This is a genomic window from Treponema endosymbiont of Eucomonympha sp., from assembly GCF_001028545.1.
In genome coordinates this window covers 1-1,030 of record NZ_BBPW01000214.1, presented here as the reverse complement: position 1 = coordinate 1,030, position 1,030 = coordinate 1, and the positions used below count along the sequence as shown (strand labels likewise).

Below are 1,030 nucleotides of genomic sequence, written 5' to 3'. Positions count from 1 at the left end.
GTCTTATGAAGAAGTTAGCAAAGAAATAGAGCGAGTAATCGGTTATATTAGAAGCACGGATTTCTCTGACGAAGAGAAAGAAACTATTACGCAAGAAGCGCTGCAAAACGTCAGCCAATACGTCAACCCCGGCTGGCTTAAATACCGAAAATCGGTTTCCACCAACAGCGCGGTAATCGAAAAATCAGACTATGGCTGCTATATCGAAGGACTCTACGGGGAAAAGTTCCTGGACTGTTTCGGCGGGTACGGCATTTTTACCTGCGGGCACCGCAACGAAGAGATAGTGAACGTGGTGCGCGCGCAGCTCGACAAGCAGGCGCTGCATTCGCAGGAGCTGATAGACCCGCTGCGGGGCTATCTGGCGAAAATGGTCGCGGCGATAACGCCGGGCGACCTTGAAAAGTGCTTTTTTACGAACGGCGGCGCGGAAGCGGTGGAAATGGCGCTCAAGCTGGCGCGGATTGCGACGGGCGGGCGGTTCTACATTTCTATGGTGAACGGCTTTCACGGCAAGTCTATGGGCGCGATTTCGGTAACGGGCAAAGCGTCGTACCGCGTGCCGTACCTGCCGATGATACAGCAGGTCGAGCACGTCGCGTTCGGCAACGCGGAGGCTATAGACCGCGCGATTTCGGAGCAGCATTCGGTCGGCGGCAGGGTGGCGGCGGTCATCCTTGAGCCGATTCAGGGCGAGGCGGGGGTTATCATCCCGCCCGCGGGCTACCTTATGGCGGTGCGCGAGATCTGCGACAAGCACCGCGTCGCGCTCATATTCGACGAGATACAGACCGGCATGGGCCGCACCGGCACAATGTGGCGCTGCGAGGCGGAAGACGTTACCCCGGACATTCTGACGTTCGGCAAGGCATTCGGCGGCGGCGTCATGCCGATTACGGGGCTGATTTGCCGCCCGCATATGTGGGTGCAGCAACTGGTGGACAACCCGTTCCTTTTGGGCTCGCCCACGTTCGGCGGCAACCCGCTGGCATGCGCGGCGGCACTTGCGACGATAAAATATATCATAGAC

Annotated in this window: 1 protein-coding gene; it reads left to right on the top strand. The window is 58.1% G+C overall.

Annotated features, from left to right (window positions below; genetic code table 11):
• On the top strand, positions 1–1,030 hold a 1,030-nt coding region (locus AWU74_RS06055; protein ID WP_062328555.1), incomplete at both ends, for an aminotransferase class III-fold pyridoxal phosphate-dependent enzyme.